The following is an 18,738-nucleotide window of genomic DNA, read 5'->3' as shown; positions in this document are numbered from 1 at the left end:
TGTTTTTAGAATCCGAGCGTCACGCCGAACGTCACGGAGCGCGTCGTGGGATAGATCGCGCCCGGAACCTCCGGGTCCATGCCCTTGTAATCGGTGAATGTAAAGAAGTTGGCCAGACTTACGTTGAAGCTCACGGCATCGAATCCGCCCCGGTTGACCACCTTGCGCGGCAATGAGTAGGAGAGCGTGATGTTCTTGATCCGCACGTACGAAATCTTGTAGATATAGATTCCATCGACCACGGCATTGGAGGTCGGATTCGACTGGTCGAAATGGTACTTCGCGTCGAACGAGTCGTAGATCCGCGGGTACTTCGTCCCCGTAGGGTTCGCCTCCGTCCAACGGTCGGTGCGGTCTTTCCAGACATTCAGGTGGTTCGAATACAGGTCGCTGTACTCCGTCTGCGCCCGGTCCATCGTGGAGACGCTTCCCGCAGCGATCTGGCTGTAAGTCGCCGGCGACTCGTTGCGGTCATAGGCGTAAGACCCGAACGAAAAGACGCCGTTGACCGACAGACGCAGATTCCGGTATCCGGCCGAAAGGCTGAAACCGCCGTTGAACGGCGCCTCCCGGTTCCCCAGATAGTAGAGGTAGTTGGCTTCGTCGGTGTAGTCCGCATCGCTCGAAATGACCGCATCGGGGCGCAGTTTGAATTCGTAAAGACCCGTCAGGGGGTCGATCCCGACCACCTTGCCGCCGATGAGCGCCCGGGCCGGATAGCCCTCGTAGTAGTTGAGCTTCATATGCTGGAACGATACCGAACTCGCATATTCGAGCACCTTGTTCGAGTTGAAAGCGAAATTGACCGAAGCATCCAGCGTCCAGTCCCGGGTCTGAACGATCCCGCCCCGGAGCGTGAACTCGATACCCCGGTTGCGCAGGCGGGCGAAATTGGCCGCCTGATGGGTGAATCCCGTGGTCACGTAGAGCGGCTTGTCGTCCACAGCGCCTTTGGTCAGACGGCTGTAATACTCCGTTTCGAGCGAAAGCCGGCCGTCCAGGAATCCCAGGTCCAGACCCACCTTCACGTCGTTGACCTTCTCCCACCCCAGATTCGGATTGGGCGCCGAAGAGATCGTTCCGACCAAATGGTTCTGGTTCATATATTCGCGGTAGGTCTGCAACGAATAGTTCATCATCAGCTGCGGCGAGGCGCTCGTCACGATATTTCCCGTAAAGCCGTAAGAGGCTTTCAGCTTGGCGTAATGGAGCACCTTGCGGGCCGATGCCATGAAGGGCTCCTCGGTCAGAATCCAGGCTCCACCCACACTCCAGTTCGGATTGAACTGCGCATGCGTGCCGAAATAGGAGCTGCCGTCGGCGCGCCCCGTGACGCTCAGAATATAACGGTCCCGGAACGAATAGTCGGCCGAAAGGTAGAACGACGCATAACGGGACTTGGTGAAATACTCGCCCGTCAGACGCTCGATCTCCCGCAGCGTGCTCTCCGAGGGTTTCTCGATCGGCGGAAGGGCCGTATTCCCGGTCCGCGGATCATAGTTGAACCGTTTGTTGAAGAGCGTATGCGAATCGTTGCCCCGCAATTCGGCTCCTCCCACGACATTCAGCGTATGCCCCTCGCCGTACTCCCCGACATAGGAGAGATGACCGCGCAGCAGATACCCCGTGCGGCGGCTCTTGTTTTCCAGAATGGAGCCGTAGAGATTGCCGTTATGCGTACGGTGGATGCTCAACCGGTCCTTGAAAGCCCCGTAGGTGTCCTCCTCCCGCGTGGTCTGCGTATCGTTGTTATTGAAATTGTAGGAGGCCAGACCGACGAATTTCAGATTCTCCAGCAGCTTGTATTCGAGCCCCATACGCACCTCCGTCGAAACATAATCGGTCTTCGTCTTGTTGCCCTCGATCTCCCGGAGAATGTTGAAGCCCTTTTCCGGCAGGTCCTCATAGGTATCGCGGTTGTAGTTGGGCAGCGAAAGCCACGTCTGGTCGTTCGCATAGCTTCCGTCGTCGTTGTAGGGTTTCTCGTAGGGATTGGCGAAGTAGGCATAGGTGAAGGGATCGACACTCGGATTCGGCGTATCGGCCTGCCGGTACGAAATGTCGGCCCCCACGTCGAACGACAGGCGCCGCGTCGGTTTGAATCCCAGATTCGCCTTGAAGGTGTAGCGGTCGGCGCTGTCCTCGATGAGCATGCCCTGGTCATTGGTGTAACCCAACGAAAGATAGTAGTTGTAGGCATTCTCGCCGCCGCTCACCGAAACATGACCGTTTACCGACACGGCGTTGCGAAGAATCACGTCGTACCAGTCGGTGTCGGTCGCAGCCAGACTGTTCAGATAGGCTTCCTGCGCCGCCGGGTCGCCCTTGAGATGCGAAAAGGCCAGCTGTCCCGAACGCACCTGCCCCACGATGCCCACCGTAGGATAGATCACCGACGGGTCCAGAAGCGACTGCGCATATTTCTCAGCCGCGAATTCGTCCCAAAGCTCCCGCTCCCAGGCCAGTTTCTCGGCCGTATTCATCAGCGACGGCTGCCGCTGCGGCCGGAACGAAACCGTGACATTCGACGAGAAATTGACCTTCATCTTGCCGGCCTTGCCCCGCTTGGTAGTCACCACGATGACGCCGTTCGCCGCCCGGGAACCGTAGATCGCAGCAGCCGCGGCATCCTTCAGCACGACGATCGACTCGATATCGTTCGGGTTCACCCCGCCGATACCGTAAATGAAAATATCGTCGAAGCCTCCGGCCTTGAGTTCGTTGGAACTCAGATTCGTACTCGGACCCTCGTTCTGCATCGGGACCCCATCGACCACCCACAGCGGCGCCGTATTTCCCGAGAGGTTGGCGATGCCGCGGATACGAATCCGCTGACTGGCCCCCGGCCGTCCCGTCGTCGGCGTCACCGAAACGCCGGCCAGCTCGCCCTGCATCAGGGCATCCACCGAGGTCTGCGGCTTGAGTTTCAATTCGTCGGCCGTCAGGATTCCCACCGAACCGGTAACCTTCTTGACCGTGGTCTGCGAATATCCCGTCACGACGACCTGTTCGATCTCCGTGGAGGAGGGTTGCAGAACCACGTCCAAACGTGTACGCCCCGGAGCCACGACCTGCTCCTGCGTCTGATAACCGACAAATGAAAACAGAAGGGTCTTGCCGCCTTCGGGAATCCGGATTTGGTAGCGTCCGTCGGAATCCGTGATCGCCCCGCTGCTGCGCGCCTCCTTCACGACCACCGTCGCCCCGACCACGGGCATCCCGTTCACATCCGCAACCCGTCCCGTAACGGACCGCGGCTGTGCGAACGCAGCACCGCACTGCAACAGAACCGACAGCAGAACCAAGGCTTGACGTAAAATCATCTTCATAGGCCTCAATCGTTATAGGTGTACAAACTTATCGTCACTTGTTTTCAAGAAAGTGCGTCACCCGACGCAGCAACAATGCGTAGTGTCCCCGCATCTGCGGCGAGGCGCTCCGATTCCGGGCGGCCGCAATCCGATCCCGGCAGTCGAGCAGCACGCCGTAGAGCAGATGGCCGTCCTCGGGCCGCGTGAGGTAGGAAACCCCGGCAAGCGGAGCGAAGCCTGCGGAATTCTCCGCCGTCACAGCCTCGGCGAAATAGTCCGAACGCAGCTTCGATTTCCGGCCCGCAGCCTGTTCGGCAAGGGCCAGCAACCGATTCAGGAATCGCAGTTGCAACGGCTGCTTGACGAGTTCGTCCGCCGGGTCCGCATTGTCCCAAAGATAGGCCGAGAGGTCGTCCAGCGCCTCCGCGCGCGTGTAAGCCTCCCCGTCGGTCAACGAAGCGCAGAGCGCAATGCGGTCCAGGCTTCCCAGAATCCGGTCGAAGGTCTCCGTACGGATGAAATCCGCGATTCCGGGGTTGAGCCCCTCCCCCACGATCAGCGAACGGCTGTCGAGCCATTGCAGATCGTCGAGCCGCGACAGCAGCCACCGCATCGCCTCCCGCTGCGTCCCGGCGGGAAGCGGCTCGAAACTCCGGCCCGCATCTCCGGCATAGCGTTCGTTGATCCGCACTCCGCCCAAGCGGGCGATCACGGAGCCGAACAACGCATTGCAATAGAACGAAACCGACTCGGGGAAGGCCGAACGGTAGGCATAATCGACATCCTCGTCGTCGATCCACTCCGAGACATGGCGCAGAACAACGGCAAGATTCGCCAGCCCGGCATCGGCCGCCCGCAGCGGATCGTCGCCCAGATCCGAGGCCCGGGCCCGGGGATCGAGCGCGAATTTTTCCGGCTGTTCCCGCAGAAAACGGCACGACGGATCGTCGCTCACCGCCCCGTCGCCGTAAAGCCACTCGACGGCGCGGTAATCGTACGGCCCCAGCGATGTCTGACAGAGTTTCACACCGTTCCGGAAATCTTCGGGACGCGCCGCATAGTTCAACGGCAGCTCGTCGAGAATCGAGGCCGAAAGTCCGTTCGCGGCCGTATAATGCGCGCTGCGCAGCGAATCGAGCGGCACTGTCTGCGAAGCCCCCATGTTAGGCAGCAGCCCCAGGCAAAAACCCGTATAACGGGCCACCTTCGCCGACAGGCTCTCGCCGAAAAGCGCCTCGTCGAGTTCCAGCCGCCGCGCCCGGGGATCGGCGGCTCCCGTCTGAAGAAGCCGTTCGGTCTGGATCTGCGGCCCGATATTATGGCTGATGTAGATGTTGGCGCTCAGAATCTCTCCCGTCCGCGGATCGGTCCAGGCGTTGAACCGCAGATCGCGGGCCGGCGAAGGAACGTAGCGTACGGCCGAATAGCGAATGTCGTTCACGTCGGGCAGCCCCTCCGCCGAGACACGCCGCACCTCGATGGCCCGCGGAAGACCGATCCGCTCGAAGGCATCGTTCCAGAGCAGTATGCCCCGTTCGATATAGGGTTTCCACGCCGCCGGAAAACGCTCGTCGAGATAGAAGACGATGGGACGCCCGGCATCCACCCGCCACCGGGAGGCGTAATAACGGACTTCGGCGCCCTGCCGGTCGGCGCTGTATTCGACGTAACGCGACGTGGAGGTGCCCACGCGCAGATCCGCTTCACGGACCGTCGTCATCGGTTCGGGCAGCAGCAGGAACGATGTCCGCACGGCCGCCGTGAAGAGCTCGGGATCGCCCCGAGAAATCACGCCGAAAGCGTAGGACGAGACTTCGTAGGAGAGCTCGCTCACCACCGAGACATTGTCGCTAAAGGCCGCTATATCGCGTATCCAGGAGGCTTCAGAACGGTATTCGTAACTCCGCAGGACGAATCCGTCGCGGCTGCTGTAACTCTTCGGGTCCTTGGGCGAAAGGTAACTCTCGCCGTTCCGGAAGAACGATGTCGCACGCACCACGACGCCGCTGCTGTCGGGCGTAACCGCCTCGATGGGAAACGACGCGATCACGGAGGGCTGCCGGCTCGCGGCCAGCGCCCGCCCGATCGCCGGATCGTCGCTGCGCGAACGGCTGTCGAGTGCGGCAATCTGCAAAAGCGAATCGGTTCGCTGGAAAACGACATGGCGCGGACGCGAAGGCTGCATCCCGACCGACGACTCCTCGCCGTCGCTGACCGACAGCACCGTAACCCCCAGCAGCAGGTCACGTCCGAGCATCGAATCGGGCACCTCGAAATAGACATCCCCGTCGAGCAGATGCAGGGTGAACAATCCCTGCACCGTTCGGGGATTCTTACCGGCGAAAAGCCGTTCGTAAGCCGTCTTACGCGGTTCGGGAGCCGTCGCGCGCCGCTTGCGGGCCGCCGCGGGCGTCGTGTCGCACAGCACCGACAACAGCATCATCAGCGTCACGATCCATCGCATATCGTATCTTTCTCTCATAACCGCCGTCATTTCAGATAGGATTCGATCGTATGCAACAGCGAACGGTAGTGCAGCCGGGTCTGCGGATCGGGATGGTTCCGCTGCCCCTCCAGCAAGCGCCGGATCTTCAGCACGCAGTCATAGGCGAGTCCCTCCATCGGCCGCTCTTCGTAAAACAGCGGCATAGGATCGTCATACCCCGCCACAGGTCCCGGACAACCTGCCGAAGCGTTCGGCAGCAGGGACCGGTCCGTGCGGAACGCCTCCGGAACCTCCATCCGCCGCATGGCCGCAAGGCTCTTGGAATTTCCCTCTTCACGCAATGCGGCCACCTTGCCGAGCGTCTCCAGGAAAAGACGCTGCCGCTTGATCTGCGAGAGATTCAACGCCTTCCGGCGAAGGGTCGGAGCCCAGATCCGGTCGTAAATCAACGACATGCACGCTTCGGGCGTGAAGGCGTCATTCTCGGCCAGCGCAGCCGAAAGCCCCACTTTCGAGGGCGACGCCACGACGGCTTTCATCACAGCCTCGCACACGGCGTCCGCGGCCGAGGCCACCAGCCCCAGATTGCCCGTCACACTCCGGTCGTCCAGCCACTCCATGTCGTCGAGCTGTCCCAACAGGAATTCCAGCGCCCGGACCTGACGCTCGCGGGGAACGCTCCGGTAATGTTCGACCGAGTCCCCGACGTGTTTCTCGTACAGATACACTCCGCCCACGTCCGCATAGACATGGTTCAGATAGGTGAAATACTGGTTGACGATTCCGTTGTAGATGGTCTTGCGGTAGCTGTAATCCCGGTCGTCGGATTCGGTCCAGGCATTGAGGTGCGAAAGCACGTATTTCAGATTGGAGATGCCGTATTCGGAGGCCCTGACGTGATCGTCGCCAAGATCCTCGGAGAGGGACCGGGGGTCGAGCGGCTCGGAGAACTGCTGCTTGCCGTAGCGCAGGGCCGGATCGGCCGACGCCTCGCGCAGCCATTGCGAGGTGATCGCATACTCCGCCTCGGGGCTCCCGGCGAAAAGCGGCGTATAGTTCCATTTCACCAGAAACCGGTCGTAAACCCCGAACCGCGGAGGCGTCATCCGCACGCCGCGCTCGAAATCGCCCGGCTGGGCGACATAGTTGAAACGGGCGTAATCCATGATCGACGGGGTCGTTCCCGTCTCGCGGGTGAAAGAGGGGCTCCGCAGCGAATCCACGGGGATCACGGACGATGCGCCCATGTTGTGCATGAAGCCCAGGCAATGCCCGATCTCGTGCGAAAGCACATACCGCAGGGCGTCGCCGATGATCTCCTGAGGAATCTGCTTCTGCCGCACGCGCGGATCGGCCGGCGAAGTCTGTATGAAAAGCCAGTTGTTGATCAGCTCGATCACATCGTGATAAAGATAGACCGAGGCGCTGACGATCTCGCCGCTGCGCGGATCGGTCCACGAGGGGCCCATAGCGTTCTGAATCGTCACCGGGGCATACCGCACGCACGAATATTTGAGGTTGTCGGGGTCGAATTCAGGGTCGTCCTCGGGAAAAAGCCGCGCCTGGACGGCATTGCGGAAACCGATCTGCTCGAAAAGTTCGCTCCACTGATTCACCCCTTCGATGACGTACGGAAGCCACGTGCGGGGAAAATTACGGTCGATGTAAAAGACGATCGGCTTGACCGGGTCCACCAATTCCCCGCGCCGGTAGGCTTCGATATCCGAGGGCTCCAGCCGCCAGCGGTTGGCATACCATATCGGACGGGCCCCCTGGGTCGTGGGAGAATAGAGCATCTTGCCCGTCGGAAAAACGGCGATGCGGCTGTCGGTGATCCGGGGGCTGACGGGAAGACTGTCGAGCAGCAGGATGGAACGTGTGGCAGCGATCGTAACCGGCACATCCCGCAGCCCGCGCTCCGAGATCGTCACCCGGTAATTCAGACTGCTGCTGACCGAAACGTTATCCGAAAAGGACTTGATTCCGGTCACGTAGGACTTCTCCTTTTCGAACGACTCCTTGCGTTTGAGGCGTCCCGAAAGCGTGTGCTGGCTGTATTTGTCGAAAGGCGACAGCCGCTCGTCATCGCTGACAAACAGATTCGTGGCGTCCACGACCACCGCCGAGCTGTCGGGCGTAAAGGTCTCGATCTTGAACAACCGGTAAATAGCGCCGATATTGCTCGTTGCGAGCGCCCGCCCTATTTCAGCATGATCCGGGAGGGGGGGGGAGACAGTCCGCTCCGAAATCAGCCGCATGGCGATCCGGTCTCCCGCACGCGTGAATGCGAAATGAAGCGGATCTTTCGGCTTGGAGCCCACGATTCCGTGACCGTTGTCGCTGGTAGCCGAGATGGTCGTTCCGAGCAGCATGCTCCGGTCCATCAGCCGGAGCGGAATCTCGAAATAGACCCGTCCTTTCATCTCATGCAGCGTGAAAAGGCCCCGGGCTATGCGCTGTTCCTCCTTGAAGAATTTGTCGTATGCCGAACTTTTCGTGGTGTCACGCTGTTCGGCGGGCGCCTTGCGGCTGCGTTTTCCACAAAGTCCGAACGCCTGCTGCGAGCCGCATAACGACAAGACCACAAGCAAAAAAAGGGGCGAAATTGTCCGAACGTAAAACTTCATCATTCAAACAGGGTTAGAACAAGCAGATTAACCAAAGAAATACCGACAAAATTCCCGAAGAGAGCCCTTTCTCGCTATCGAAAGGAGCCATCCTCCACGAGGAACCTAACAAACCTCTACAAAGATATAAAAAATTTATCGGAAAACAAACCGGAAACGAGTTTTTCGCACGGGTTGTCGTTCGCGTCGCAGGCAAAGACCGATCGACCCTATATATATAAGAAGGGCCGTAACTTTTTCAAGCTACGACCCTGTCTGAAAATCCGCGGCAGATGCCGCCGCAACCGCCGGAAACTACTTCCAGAGGTCGCGGGGATATTTCCCGTCGGCGATCATCTTCTCGATGGCGGCCATCAGCGCCGGTTTGTCCTCCTTGTAGGTGACGCCGTGCCACTGGGCGGCCGAACGCAGCACGCGGAGCGTCGCCGTGCCGTCGCCGATCAGCTTGTTGACCATCGTCGGGATGTAGAACTCCGACTTGAGATTCTCGTGATTCTCGGCGTACCACTGCGCGAAGTACTCCTTCGAATAGGCGAAGAAGTCGGGCGTGAACCCGAAGAGGTTCATCGAAACCGGCGTATCCTCGGCCAGCTCCTCGTCGGCGCCACCGTCGTGGAAGACGATCCGGCCGTCGGGCATGCGCTCGATCTGCGTGCGCTCGACCATCGACGTGAGGTCGCCCTTCGGATCGACGCCGCAGACGCCGCGCGAAACCGTACCGTTCTCCGAAAGAGTCCGGTTCAGGTCGTAGGCGACCATGCAATAGCTGTTTTTCGAATCGCCGAGTTTCGAGAGGTACTCGCCGATGGTCTTGTAAGCCTCGGCGCCGTAGAAGTCGTCGGCGTTGATCACGGCGAACGGCTCGTGAACGGCATCGGCGGCCATCATCACGGCGTGGTTCGTGCCCCACGGCTTCACGCGGCCTTCGGGAACCGTCAGCCCCTCGGGGAGGTAGTCCAGCTCCTGAAAGACGAAATCGACGGCGATGCGCCCGCCGAAGCGGTCGGCCGAAAAGACTTCGCGGAACTCCTTTTCAAAAGAGTGGCGGATGACGAAAACCACCTTGCCGAAACCGGCGCGGATGGCGTCGTAGACCGAATAGTCGATGATGGCTTCGTTGTTGGGACCGACGCCGTCCATCTGTTTGAGCGATCCGTAGCGGGAGCCCATGCCCGCCGCCAGGACCAAGAGTGTAGGTTTGACCATACTTTTTTATGTGTTTGTGACGTTTAGGTTCAAAGCATCTGCAAAGGTAAAAATTTTCAAGGCGATGCCAAAGGTTTTTTGGAATTTTGGCTACCTTTGTCAGACGTAACCCCGAAAAAACGTTCCCGGAAAATGAAATTTCTGAAGAGAATACGGGCGTGGTGGCGCGGGCTGTTCCGCAAACGCCGCTTCAGCATGCTCAACGCCACGGACAATTCCGAGGAGTGGCACATACACCTTTCGCCCGCGAGCGTCTTTGCCGGGCTGGTGGCGTTCGTCCTGCTGCTGTTCATCCTCACGCTGTCGCTGGTGGCTTACAGCCCCGTGCTGGAGTTCCTGCCCGGATACCGCACCGAGGCCGACCGCTCGCGCGAAAGCCTGCTGCAAAACATCATCCGACTCGACTCGATGGAGCGCATGATGAACGACATGATGACCTACAACCGCAACATCGCCCTCATCATGGAGGGACGCACCCCCGTGGCGCGGACGCTGGCCGCGTCGGATTCGTCGCGCATCAGCAAGGTGCTGGTGATGCCCTCGCCCGAGGATTCGCTGCTGAGGGCCCAGATGGAGGGCGACGGGGAGTATGCCATCGCCCCGCGCAGCGAGGGGTCGCGCCGCAAGATCCGCGAGGCCATCGAACTGGCGACGCCCGTCGAAGGGATCATCACCGGGCGTTTCGACATCAAACAGGGGAATTTCGGCGTGAAGATCGCGGCGGCGGCCGGCGACCGCATCGCGGCCATCGACAACGGAACGGTCGTGCAGAGCCTCTGGGCCCCGGAGACGGGCTACACGGTGGTCCTGCAACACGCCGGGAACCTGATTTCGATCTACAAGAATCTTTCGCAGTCGCTCGTGTCGGTGGGACAGACCATCCGCTCGGGCGAGCTGATCGGATACAACGCCGAAGCCGAGAACGGCGAGGTGAAACTCTTCGAATTCGAACTCTGGAACAACGGCAAGCCCGTGGACCCGGAGGGATACATCGTCTTCTGACAAACGCATGAAACAACGACTTGCCATACTGGGTTCGACCGGTTCGATCGGCGTGCAGACGCTCGACATCGTCCGCGAGAACCCCGACCGCTTCGAAGCCCGCATCCTCACGGCGAACCGCAACTGGGAAAAACTCGCGCAGCAGGCCCGGGAATTCGACGCCGACACGGTGGTGATCGCCGACAAGAGCCGTTACGCCGCCCTGAGCGAAGCACTTGCGGACACCGACACGAAGGTTTACGCCGGAGAGGAGGCCGTGGCGCAGGTCGCCGGAGGCGGAGACACCGAAGTGGTGGTCAACGCCCTGGTGGGCTATGCGGGGCTGGCGCCCACGGTGGCGGCCATCGAGGCGGGCAAGAAGCTCGCGCTGGCCAACAAGGAGTCGCTGGTGGTGGGCGGCGCCTGCGTGATGCCGCTGGCGCGCGAACGGAAAGCCCCGGTGATCCCGATCGACTCGGAGCACTCGGCCATCTTCCAATGCCTCGTGGGCGAACGCGCCCCGGTCCGAAGGCTGATCGTCACGTGCAGCGGCGGCGCGTTCCGCGACCTCGCGGCCGAAGAGCTGGCGAACGTCACGGTGGAACAGGCGCTGCGTCATCCCCAATGGGACATGGGCGCGAAGATCACGATCGACTCTTCGACGCTCGTGAACAAGGGGTTCGAGGTGATCGAGGCCCACTGGCTTTTCGGAACCTCGACCGAGCGGATCTCGGTGTTGCTCCATCCCCAGTCGATCGTGCACTCGATGGTCGAATTCGAAGACGGGGCGATCAAGGCCCAGTTGGGAACGCCCGACATGCGCATGCCGATCAGCTTCGCGCTGATGTTCCCCGACCGGGCGAACCGTCCGGGCGAGCGGTTCAACTTCCTGAACCATCCGCAGCTGACCTTCGCCGAGGTGGACCGCGCGAAATATCCGGCGCTGGACATCGCCTACGACTGCCTGCGGCGCGGCGGCACGGCGGCCTGCACGATGAACGGGGCGAACGAAGTGGCGGTGGCCGCATTCCTCGCCCGCAAGTGCGCGTGGCTCGACATCGTGCGCGCCATCCGTCATGCGCTGGAACGCGCGTCGTTCATCGCCTCGCCCACCCTGGCCGATTATGCCGAAGCGAACGCCGAAGCCCGTGCGCTGGCGGCGGAATTTTTAAAATTGAAAGGTGAAATGTGAAAGGAGAAATGTTAAAAACACAATCCCACATCGATATAACCGTCTTACCTTTCACCTTTAACTTTTAACTTTTCACGCTATTGACATGGATATTCTAACCAAGATCATTCAATTCTTCCTCTGTTTCACCATCCTCGTAGGCATTCACGAGCTGGGACACTACATCATGGCGCGGGTCTTCAAAATCCGCGTCGATAAGTTCTACATCTTCTTCGACCTGGGATTCTCGCTCTTCAAGTTCCGCCGCGGACACACCGAATACGGTTTGGGCTGGCTGCCGCTGGGCGGATACTGCAAGATCGCCGGCATGATCGACGAGTCGATGGACAAGGAGTATCAGAAACAACCCCCGCAGCCCTGGGAGTTCCGGTCGAAACCCGCCTGGCAGCGTTTTCTGGTGATGATCGCCGGCGTGGTGATGAACGTCGTGCTGGCCGTGGCCATCTACATCGGCGTCTGCTACACCTGGGGCGACAGCTATTTCTCGAACGAGGATGCCAAATGGGGCTACAACTTCAACGAAGCGGGACACAGCCTCGGATTCCGCGACGGGGACCGGCTGGTGAGCATCGACGGCGAGGCGGTGGAGAACCCGATGGTGTTCCTCAACTCGCTGCTGATCACCGAGGGTGACCGCCGCGTGGTCGTGGAGCGCGACGGAGAGCAGGTGGAACTGACGCTCCCGCTCGCCGAACTGATCGCCATGCGTCAGAACAAGGGCTATGAAAAACTCCTCGTCCAGCGCATGCCTTTCCTGATCGACAGCGTCGTGGCCCCGACTGCTGCCCGGCTGCGGAAAGGCGACGAAATCGTCGCTATGGAGAGCCGGCGCACGGCGGACCGTTACGAAAAGATGGACTACCGCGACTACAAAGCCTATCTGCAACTCCATGCCGGCGACACGGTGCGGCTGACCGTCCTGCGCAACGGCGGGACGCTGGAACTCCCCGTTCCCGTCTCCGCCGAGGGAACGATCGGCGTGATCGTACAAAACCCCTACACGCTCCGCACGCAGACGTACACCTTCTGGGAGTCGATTCCGGCGGGTTTCCGCAAGGCCGGCGACATGATCTCCTCCTACTGGGAGCAGCTGAAGATGATCGTACAGCCCAAGACCAAGATGTACGAGGAGCTGGGCGGATTCATCGCCATCGGCAGCATCTTCCCCTCGTCGTGGGACTGGCAGGATTTCTGGCTGAAAACCGCCTTTCTGTCGATCATCCTCGCCGTGATGAACATCCTGCCGATCCCGGGGCTCGACGGCGGGCACGCTATCTTCACCTTCTGGGAGATGGTGACGGGCCGCAAAGTGAGCGACAAGGTGTTGGAAGGCGCGCAGTACGTCGGGCTTATCATCATCCTCTTCCTGCTGCTCTACGCCAACGGAAACGACATATACCGGTTCTTCATCAAATAAAATGTGATGACAAACCGAACTACAGAAAAACTGGAAGCCTGCGCCGCGGCGCTGCGGAGGCATCATTTCGACGCCGTAGCCGTCGGCAGTACGGCCGAAGCCTTCGCCGTGATGAAGGCCGCAGCAGAGGAGTGCCGGCCCCGGCTGGCGTCGTTCGGCGACTCGATGACGATGCGTGCGACGGGGATCGTCGAGTGGCTCGCCGGCAATGACGAAATAGTGCTGCTCGACGGATTCGACGCCTCGAAGCCCTATGAGGAACGGCTCGAAATACGCCGTCAGGCCCTGATGTCGGACTTTTTCGTAACGGGCGTGAATGCCGTGACCGAAGCGGGTACGCTCCATTGGCTCGACAAAGTGGGCAACCGCATCGCCCCGGTGGCGTTCGGACCCCGCAAGGTGGTCATCGTGGCGGGCCGCAACAAGGTGGTGGCCGACCGCGACGCAGCCGAAGAGCGCATCCGCCGCATCGCGGCGCCGCAGAACATCGCCCGCCACCCGGGATTCCACACGCCCTGCGCCAAAACGGGCATCTGTTCGGACTGCAATGCGCAGGACCGGGTCTGCAATACCCGGATGGAGATGCTGCGCTGCTGGCCCGACAAACGAGTGCTGGTGGTACTGATCGACGAAGATTTGGGATTATGATGAAAGGATTGAAATACGGCGCCGCCGTGCTGGCGGCACTGCTGCTGGGAGCATGCAGCGAATCGGAGGTGTTCTACACGGCCGTCTACCCCGTTGTACGTGTCGAAGCCGTAGTGACCGTCCCGAGTCCGGAGCCGGAACCCGAGCCCGAACCCGAACCCGAACCCGAACCCGAGCCGACGCCGGAAAGCCGGGCGGACGAGGGTGAAACGACGGACCCGGTGATCGAAGAGATCGAGGCCGGAATCGTCGCGTCGGCGCACGTGCAGGCAGGCGGACGCTATACGCTCAATTTCTCGAAATACAACGGCGGCCGCGCGCAGATCGAGACCGCCACGGAGGCCGGCACGGTGACGGCGGCTTTCTTCAAGACCCCGGGCACGAACGAGGTGCTGATCTACTGTCCGGAACCCGAGGCGGAATACTCGTTCACGCTCTCGACCTATCAGGACACGGACGGGCGGACCAAAACGGTGCTCGTGACCGACCTGACCGAAACCTACCAGGCGCTCTACCCCGACGCCGGGATCACGAAGGCCGAACGCCGGTCGTACACCTCGACAAACGCGAACTGAGATGGCAAAGGTCAAAAAGGCATATTTCTGCAAGAACTGCGGTTTCGAAGCCCCCAAATGGCTGGGACGGTGCCCCTCGTGCGGCGAGTGGAACACCTTCACCGAGGAGATCATCGCCCGTGAAAGCGGTTCGGTGGCGGCGACCGTGGCGGGCCCCCTGCCCGCGGCGAAGCCCCAGCGGGTGAAGGATATCCGCGAAAGCGAACACGTGCGCATCGACCTCGGGAATGCCGAGGTCAACCGGGTGCTGGGCGGCGGCATGGTCCCCGGATCGCTGGTCTTGGTGGGCGGCGAGCCGGGCATCGGCAAATCGACCCTCTCGCTGCAAATCGCGCTGGCGGCGAACGGACTGAAGACCCTCTATGTCTCGGGCGAGGAGTCGGCCGAGCAGATCAAGATGCGCGCGGCACGCATAGGAATCGGCAACGACGAATGCCTGATCTATCCCGAAACGCTGCTGGAGAACATCGTGGCGCAGATCACCGAACAGCGTCCCGACCTGGTGGTGATCGACTCGATACAGACCATCTACACCGACCTGCTGGACTCGTCGGCGGGAAGCGTGTCGCAGATCCGCGAATGCGCTGCCACGCTGCTGAAATACGCCAAATCGACCGGAACGTCGATCTTCATCATCGGACACATCACCAAGGACGGCGCGATAGCCGGCCCCAAGATACTGGAACACATCGTCGATGTGGTTCTGCAATTCGAAGGCGACAGCAACAATATCTACCGCATTCTGCGGGGCATCAAGAACCGTTTCGGCGCCACGTTCGAGATCGGGGTCTTCGAGATGCTCGACGCCGGGCTGCGGGGAGTCGATAATCCGTCGGAAATCCTGCTGACCCACTACGAGGAGCCGCTTTCGGGCATCGCCGTGGGGGCTTCGGCCGACGGCGTGAGGCCCTATCTGATCGAGGTGCAGGCGCTGGTGAGCGGCGCGGCCTACGGCACCCCCCAGCGTTCGACGACGGGCTACGACGGCCGGCGCATGAACATGCTGCTGGCCGTGCTGGAGAAGCGCGTGGGGATGAAGATGTTCCAGAAGGACGTTTTCCTGAACTTCGCCGGAGGATTCAAGGTCGCCGATCCGGGGCTGGACCTCGCGGTCGTGGCGGCGGTGATCTCCTCCTACTACGACCGTCCCGTGGCCGAAGGGGTCTGCTGCGCAGGCGAGATCGGCCTCTCGGGCGAAGTGCGCCCCGCACCCCGCACCGAACAGCGCATCAGCGAAGCGGCGCGGCTGGGGTTCAAGCGCATCATCGTCTCGGGCTATCTGGCCAAAGGCGGCAAGCGCCCCAAAGGGATCGAGGTCGTGCCGATAAACAGCATCGACCAGCTTCCCCGGGCGCTCTTCCTGGAAGCCCGTTAAAAAGCAGGAATCGCATCGGTATGGAACGGATTTTGCTTCCGCTCCGGTAAAAAACCGGAACGAGATGCAAAAGAGAATAGTCGTACTGGGCGGCGTGGGATTCATCGGCACCCACCTGTGTCTGCGTCTGCTGGACGAAGGGCACGAAGTTTTCTGCGTGGACACGCGCGACATCGCCAATTCGCCGCTGCTGCGCGACATGCCCCCGCATCCGGAATTCCGCTATGTCCGCCACAACATCGTCCACCAATTCGGGATTCGCTGCGACGAGATCTACAATCTCGCCTCGCCCTCCCGCGTGCGCTACAACAAGGCGCTGCCCGTCGAGACGCTCAAAGTCAACACGCTGGGCTCGATAAACGCCCTCGACACCGCCCGTGCGGAACACGCCCGCATCCTGTTCGCCTCGGCGGGGAACATCTATGCCGCAAACTGCCGGGACACCGCCGAAGAGTCCGGCTTCTGCACCACGCGCCGCATTCTCGCCGAAGGCAAACGCGCCGCCGAGGCGATGCACCGCGCCTATCAGAGCGAATTCGGAGTGGACGCCCGCATTGCCCGCATATTCAACACCTACGGCACAGGCGCCGACCTGATGGATCAGCGCGTGGTGATGAAAATGATCGTGGCGGCGTTGCAGAACCGCGACATTCCGATCAACGGCAGCGGCGAACAGTTGCGGACCTTCTGCTGGGTCGAGGATGTCGTGGACGGGCTGGTGCGGCTGATGGACGCCCCGCCGACCGAGACCGCGCGGACGATCAATTTCGGCAGCAGCCACGAGGTTTCGATCCGTGCGCTGGCCGAGAAGATCGTCGCCCTGACGGGCAGCCGCTCGCAGATCGTACACACCGACGCCCGCGCCGACGACGTGCGGCGTCTCGCGCCCGACATCTCGTCGGCGCGCCGCGAACTGGGATGGGAACCCCGCACGCCGCTGGTCGAGGGACTGCGCCGCACGATCAGCTACGCCGAAAAAGAGCTCGCAGACAAGACCCATGCGGGGATGACGTGGGCGGAGATAAGTTGAACCGAATAAAACAGCGACAATGAAAGACTTCGACAAGATCATCTGGCGGAACGCGCTGACGTTCGTAGATTTTTTCGCTGTCTGGTGCGGAACGTGCAGGGCGATGACCCCCGTGATCGACCGGTTTCAAAAACAGATGAACGGCCGCGCGGACGTTTACCGCATGGACATCGAAGACCCCGACCTGCTCGAAATCGTGCGGCGCTACAACATCGTGTCGGTACCGACGCTGATGTTTTTCCGCCGCGGGGAGGTGCTGTGGCGCGAGAGCGGACGGGTGGATTACGAGCACCTGGTGAACGTGCTCAACGAACTCGAAAAACACGAACACGTGCTGCTTTAGGCATCCAGACGCCATCCCAGCTCGTCGCGGAGATACTCCGCGGCAGGGGACGAATCCAACGAACCGGCCGCGCGGAGCACCGCCAGCCGGTTTTCGTCGTTCAGGGAGCCTGCGGCGGCCAGCAACGCCACGGCGCCCTGCGCCAACAGCCGTGCGGCCGGGGCGTCGTCCGAAGCGGCGCGGCGCACGGCTTCGACAGTCGGGGCGATCCACGCCGGAGACGGATGCGGCGCACGGGCGGCAGCCATCAGAGCGGCATATTGTTCGAGGCAGGGAGCGCCCGGGGCGATCCACGCTTCGAAGAGCGCGGGAAGGGTTTCCGAGCGGCTCAGCAGAGCGAAAGCGGCCTCTTCGGCCAGTTCGGAGTTGAGCAGTCCGCCGCCCCAGAAAGCGAATTCGGCGGGTAGGAAGCGTGCCGGGTCGGCGATATGGAACGCCGCGAGCCGCAGGCAGCGGACATCCTGTTGATAGAGATAGCGGGCAAATTCGTGGTCGGTGCCTTCGGCGCGCGCCAGCGTGCGGAGCGTCGGGAGGCTCACGCCGTAGTTCAGGCCGTAAGGCTTGCCGTAGAGACGCATCGAATCGGCCACGGCGCCGTTGCGTTCGCGGCGGAACGCCCCGAGCAGCGCGGCCATCCGGGAGGTGAAATCCATATCCGGTGCAGGATTATTTGCGGCGCGGCAAAGCGACATTGACCGTGCGGCCGAACTCGAAGACCGGAAGCACGGCCCGGGCATATTCGCGGCCGCCCGAGAGGACGGTGCAGGTCGAAGGATCGGCGACGCGGCACGCCACGACCGAAGTCTCCTTCGGACCGGCTTCGAGGTCGCATTTCGTGTTGCCCGAAGGCTCGATCTGCAACAGCACGATGTCGCCCGAAAGGTCGCTGTCGGGCAGCAGTCCGGCGGCCGGGCTGAAACGGCAGACGATATACTGCTTCTTGTCCGCCTGCGGGTAGACCACATAGCGGCGGGTCTCGGTCGAGACGATGCGCTTGCCGAGGAACAGCTCCAGATAGCTCTGCTCCATGCGGTCGATCTCGGCCAGGGCGGCTTTGAGCCCTTCGCCGAAGACGTTCTCCCCGGCTTCGCCCGTGATGAGTTCGATCCGGTGGCGGCGCAGCGAGAAGATCCGGTCGGCGGCGGCGCGCGCGGCATCCTCCAGCGCAGGCGTCGTCATGTCGGTCTTGTCGGGTTGCAGACGCGCGAACTCCTCGTCGGAAGCGGCGTGGTTGAAAATGCGCGTCGAAGCGGGCGCAGGAGCCCCGGCATCGAGGCAGGTGCCGAAGTCCAACAGGGCGATCTGCGCCCCGGTGATGTTCCACGTCGTTTTGTCGGCCAGCGGAGCGCGCACCCCGAGGTATTTCTGCGCATAACGCGCATAGGGTCCCGTGAGGGTCTGATCGCGCTCGACCGTAACGTCCACGGCGAGGATCGTGCGCGGCTGGGAGACGACGACGCCCGAAGCGGTTTCATTCGCGCCCTGCAAGGCGATGTATGGGTTTTGTGCCGAAACGCCGCCCGCGAGCAGCAGGGACAATGCCAAAAGTCTGAGTTTCATAGTCCGGGTCTTTTTATTGCAATACGA

General features: G+C 61.4%; 14 protein-coding genes. 8 read left to right on the top strand and 6 right to left on the bottom strand.

Going from position 1 to position 18,738, the window contains the following annotated elements; genetic code table 11:
- Positions 1-5: 5 nt before the first annotated feature.
- The 4 genes from NQ519_RS13315 to NQ519_RS13300 form a co-directional block, all read right to left on the bottom strand.
- Positions 6-3,329 (bottom strand): SusC/RagA family TonB-linked outer membrane protein, encoded by a 3,324-nt coding sequence (locus tag NQ519_RS13315; RefSeq protein ID WP_019150665.1) that lies wholly within the window; start codon positions 3,327-3,329, stop codon positions 6-8.
- Between the two features lie 34 nt (positions 3,330-3,363).
- Positions 3,364-5,793 (bottom strand): zinc-dependent metalloprotease, encoded by a 2,430-nt coding sequence (locus tag NQ519_RS13310; protein ID WP_161603979.1) that lies wholly within the window; start codon positions 5,791-5,793, stop codon positions 3,364-3,366.
- Positions 5,794-5,801: 8 nt separating this feature from the next.
- A complete protein-coding gene (locus NQ519_RS13305) occupies positions 5,802-8,342 on the bottom strand; it encodes a zinc-dependent metalloprotease (RefSeq protein ID WP_227901153.1) in 2,541 nt (846 codons plus the stop codon).
- A gap of 336 nt (positions 8,343-8,678) precedes the next feature.
- Entirely contained in the window at positions 8,679-9,590 is a 912-nt protein-coding gene (locus tag NQ519_RS13300; RefSeq protein WP_019150667.1) for a nucleotidyltransferase family protein, read from the bottom strand.
- A gap of 132 nt (positions 9,591-9,722) precedes the next feature.
- Here NQ519_RS13300 and NQ519_RS13295 point away from each other — a divergent pair, with 132 nt between their 5' ends.
- The 8 genes from NQ519_RS13295 (at position 9,723) to NQ519_RS13260 (ending at position 17,151) form a co-directional block, all read left to right on the top strand.
- Positions 9,723-10,592, top strand: coding sequence for a murein hydrolase activator EnvC family protein (locus tag NQ519_RS13295; protein WP_019150668.1), 870 nt, complete (start codon positions 9,723-9,725; stop codon positions 10,590-10,592).
- A 7-nt stretch (positions 10,593-10,599) separates the two neighbouring features.
- The gene (locus NQ519_RS13290) at positions 10,600-11,763 is read left to right on the top strand and encodes a 1-deoxy-D-xylulose-5-phosphate reductoisomerase (protein WP_019150669.1); all 1,164 of its coding nucleotides are present in this window, start codon (positions 10,600-10,602) and stop codon (positions 11,761-11,763) included.
- Between the two features lie 85 nt (positions 11,764-11,848).
- Positions 11,849-13,180: an RIP metalloprotease RseP gene (rseP, locus tag NQ519_RS13285; RefSeq protein WP_019150670.1), complete on the top strand. Its 1,332-nt coding sequence runs from the start codon at positions 11,849-11,851 to the stop codon at positions 13,178-13,180.
- Positions 13,181-13,186: 6 nt separating this feature from the next.
- Positions 13,187-13,828 carry a lactate utilization protein gene (locus NQ519_RS13280; protein WP_019150671.1) on the top strand — a complete coding sequence of 214 codons (642 nt, stop codon included), beginning with the start codon at positions 13,187-13,189 and terminating at the stop codon, positions 13,826-13,828.
- Positions 13,828-14,403 carry a hypothetical protein gene (locus NQ519_RS13275; protein WP_227901095.1) on the top strand — a complete coding sequence of 192 codons (576 nt, stop codon included), beginning with the start codon at positions 13,828-13,830 and terminating at the stop codon, positions 14,401-14,403. The genes NQ519_RS13280 and NQ519_RS13275 overlap by 1 nt, the downstream gene beginning before the upstream one ends.
- A gap of 1 nt (position 14,404) precedes the next feature.
- A complete protein-coding gene (radA, locus tag NQ519_RS13270; protein WP_019150673.1) occupies positions 14,405-15,778 on the top strand; it encodes a DNA repair protein RadA in 1,374 nt (457 codons plus the stop codon).
- Positions 15,779-15,842: 64 nt separating this feature from the next.
- Positions 15,843-16,808: an NAD-dependent epimerase/dehydratase family protein gene (locus NQ519_RS13265; RefSeq protein WP_019150674.1), complete on the top strand. Its 966-nt coding sequence runs from the start codon at positions 15,843-15,845 to the stop codon at positions 16,806-16,808.
- 19 nt (positions 16,809-16,827) lie between these two features.
- A complete protein-coding gene (locus tag NQ519_RS13260) occupies positions 16,828-17,151 on the top strand; it encodes a thioredoxin family protein (protein WP_019150675.1) in 324 nt (107 codons plus the stop codon).
- Here NQ519_RS13260 and NQ519_RS13255 read toward each other — a convergent pair.
- Entirely contained in the window at positions 17,148-17,804 is a 657-nt protein-coding gene (locus NQ519_RS13255) for a DNA alkylation repair protein (RefSeq protein WP_019150676.1), read from the bottom strand. The genes NQ519_RS13260 and NQ519_RS13255 overlap by 4 nt on opposite strands.
- 13 nt (positions 17,805-17,817) lie before the next feature.
- The gene (locus NQ519_RS13250) at positions 17,818-18,711 is read right to left on the bottom strand and encodes a DUF4831 family protein (protein ID WP_019150677.1); all 894 of its coding nucleotides are present in this window, start codon (positions 18,709-18,711) and stop codon (positions 17,818-17,820) included.
- Positions 18,712-18,738 lie beyond the last annotated feature (27 nt).

Origin of the sequence: Alistipes senegalensis JC50 (genome assembly GCF_025145645.1) — a bacterium.
Taxonomy (GTDB): Bacteria; Bacteroidota; Bacteroidia; order Bacteroidales; family Rikenellaceae; genus Alistipes; species Alistipes senegalensis.
This window is presented reverse-complemented; position numbering and strand designations above follow the sequence as displayed.